We start from the raw sequence: 2,548 nt of genomic DNA, 5'->3' as shown, positions 1-2,548 counted from the left end.
CGGATGGGCCGCCCGGACCATGGCGCCGGACCACCGCTGACCTCCACCACCGCGGATAGTGTTGTTCGGTCAGCCGTGTGGCGCCTCAGAGATCTTGCTGTCGGGCTTGCCGATTGTTTGGCAGTAGGTCATCGCCGACATGCGGGTTGCCGAAATCTGCAGATTGTTTGGTTCAGCGCCACTCTGGTCCTTGAGCATTTTGCTGACCTCGTCGTTTTGCTTCTTCTCGTCCTGCGTCGTGAAGTCCTTGCATTTCGTGTCGCCACCGGTGTTGATGACCTCTGAGGCAGAGCATCCGCTGAACAGCAACATGGCGATCGCGATCGTGGCGGGTGCAGTTCGCTTCATCGTTGGCCTTCCTGATCGGAGTGGTAGCTACCTGTACACCGCAACAGCACACTTCAAACACGCCCAATTGCTGTGAGCTGGAAGACCGCCGACCGATGTGGCTGTTGGCAGCTTCGGGTGATCGCTAGCCGAAGCTCGAAGACCTCGCTGTTACCCCTTGTCGCCGCCGCTGGCCCCGCCTAGCTGTGTGGGGCAGTACGCGGCGGCCGCCAGCATCGTGAACTTTGCCGCGTCGTGCGGCGTGAAGCCCGGGTTGGCGTCCCTTAGCTGCTTGACGATGTCCATGCCGTTCTTGCCGTCATCGAGCATCTGGCACACCGCTTTGCCGGCCGCGATAGCGCTGTCGCGGTTTTGGTAAGTGATGCCTGCCTTATTGAGGCCGTCCAGGAAGCCTGCGTCGTCGCCGGATGGGTCGGCATGTGCAAAACCGGCCCAGCCGATCACAACCGCAGCACTGGTCAGCGCAAATAGAAGTCTCATCGGCCGATCATTCTTCCACAGCGGCGGTCTTGTCGCTCGGCAACCGATTTGCCGTCCAAAACTAAACCGGGGGCGGCAACACGATACGGGAAAAGCTTGTGCCACTGGCGAACTCGACACTCACCCCACAGCACCGACGTCTTAACGTCCATACCACACGTCATTAAGGCCAAGGAAGAACAAATTGGCCTCGGCGCAGACGTAGTTGCTCAACACCGATGAGAACGCGAACACGGACACCAACGGAGTTAACCGATGTGACACAACCGAATACGTGTAAATCCCCAAACGGCTTACGTGGCAATGAGATTCGCTTACCGCCGGGAAATCGCGCGGTATGGCCTCGGTAATGTTTCGGTAACATCCCCTTCGTCATGCGACATTCACACGCCAGGCTCGGTATACACACCCGTTCCCGATCGGCCCGGTGCAGTTATGGAAGCCATGAACGTGCGCGTCAACCGGTGGTTGACAAGCGGTGATCGTCAACCTAGAGTTGACGCCATGCCTGAGCCAATTCCGACGTCCATCACCCATCCGGTCCGCCTGGACGACCTGATCAGTGCGATCAAACACGCCCGTGCCGACGTGCTCGATCAGCTCAGCGACGCTGTCTTGGCGGCCGAGCACCTCGGCCAGGTCGCCGACCACCTGATCGGGCACTTCGTCGACCAGGCGCGCCGCTCCGGCGCCTCCTGGACCGACATCGGCAAGAGCATGGGCGTCAGCAAACAGGCCGCGCAGAAGCGGTTCGTCCCCAGAGCCGACATGGCCGCACTCGACCCCGACCAGGGCTTCGGGCGGTTCACCCCGCGCGCGCGAAACGCGGTGGTCGCCGCCCAAAACGCCGCGCACGAGGCGCGGAACCGTGAGATCACCCCCGATCACCTGGTACTCGGCCTGCTCAGCGATCCCGATGCGCTGGCGACCAAGTTACTGAAGGAGCAACAAGTGGACCCCGACGCCGTTCGCGCGGCGGTGGCGCTGCCGCCAGCCTGCGACGAGCCGCCGCAGCTGGTCCCGTTCAGCGGTCCGGCCCGCAAGGCGCTCGAATTGACCTTCCGCGAAGCCCTTCGGCTCGGGCACAACTACATCGGCACCGAACACCTCCTGCTCGCGCTGCTCGAACTGGACGGTGACGGGCCGCTGCACCGGGCCGGTGTCGACAAGGAACGCGCCGAGGCTGATCTGACTTCGGTGCTGGAATCGATCGTCGCCGGCAGAGGCGCCGACGCCGACGACTGAACGCATCTCACATCCGGACGGCCCGCGGCGTCTACACAATGTGGGAGCAATGAGACCGTTCGAAGATGTGGTGGCCCAACACGGGGCAACCGTGCTGCGGGTATGCCGCGCCGTGGTCGGCCCCGACGACGCCGAAGATGCCTGGTCGGAAACGTTTCTGTCGGCGTTGCGCGCCTACCCGCGCCTAGCTCCTGGCACCAACCTGGAGGCGTGGCTGGTCACGATCGCCCACCGCCGCGCCGTAGACGCCGGCCGCGCCCGATCCCGGCGACCCGTCCCGACGGACAACATCGCCGACGGGCCCGCCGTCCACAGTGATCCCGCCGGCCGCGACCAGGGCCTGTGGGCCGCACTGGGGCGGCTTCCCGACAAACAACGCCTGGCCGTGGCCTACCACCACATCGGCGGGTTGGCGTTCGCGGAGATCGCCGAGCTGCTCGGCATGGCTCTGTCGAGCGTGTCGGGGATCCTGACC

3 protein-coding genes and 2 pseudogenes (2 of these 5 running past the window's edge) are annotated in these 2,548 nt (G+C 63.8%); 3 read left to right on the top strand and 2 right to left on the bottom strand.

Annotation, left to right across the window (positions count from 1 at the left end):
- Positions 1-59, top strand: a pseudogene (locus tag ACFE99_RS20105) (hypothetical protein) (it extends 457 nt beyond the left edge of the window).
- A 10-nt stretch (positions 60-69) separates the two neighbouring features.
- Here ACFE99_RS20105 and ACFE99_RS20100 read toward each other — a convergent pair.
- Positions 70-348 carry a hypothetical protein gene (locus ACFE99_RS20100; protein ID WP_375488178.1) on the bottom strand — a complete coding sequence of 93 codons (279 nt, stop codon included), beginning with the start codon at positions 346-348 and terminating at the stop codon, positions 70-72.
- 150 nt (positions 349-498) lie between these two features.
- On the bottom strand, positions 499-828 hold the full coding sequence (locus ACFE99_RS20095) for a DUF732 domain-containing protein (RefSeq protein WP_375488177.1): 330 nt from the start codon (positions 826-828) through the stop codon (positions 499-501).
- Positions 829-1,332: 504 nt separating this feature from the next.
- Between ACFE99_RS20095 and ACFE99_RS20090 the strand changes: the two genes are divergently transcribed.
- Positions 1,333-2,073, top strand: a complete 741-nt coding sequence (locus tag ACFE99_RS20090; protein WP_375488176.1) for a Clp protease N-terminal domain-containing protein — start codon at positions 1,333-1,335, stop codon at positions 2,071-2,073.
- Between the two features lie 49 nt (positions 2,074-2,122).
- Positions 2,123-2,548, top strand: a pseudogene (locus ACFE99_RS20085) (RNA polymerase sigma factor) (it continues 126 nt past the right edge of the window).

Source organism: uncultured Mycobacterium sp. (assembly GCF_964249325.1).
Taxonomy (GTDB): domain Bacteria; phylum Actinomycetota; class Actinomycetes; order Mycobacteriales; family Mycobacteriaceae; genus Mycobacterium.
This window is presented reverse-complemented; position numbering and strand designations above follow the sequence as displayed.

What these genes read in the sequence shown, in the direction of transcription:
- ACFE99_RS20090 (WP_375488176.1), top strand. Translation starts at nt 1,333, where the DNA reads ATGCCTGAGCCAATTCCGACGTCCATCACCCATCCGGTCCGCCTGGAC.
- ACFE99_RS20100 (WP_375488178.1), bottom strand. Translation starts at nt 348, where the DNA reads ATGAAGCGAACTGCACCCGCCACGATCGCGATCGCCATGTTGCTGTTC.
- ACFE99_RS20095 (WP_375488177.1), bottom strand. Translation starts at nt 828, where the DNA reads ATGAGACTTCTATTTGCGCTGACCAGTGCTGCGGTTGTGATCGGCTGG.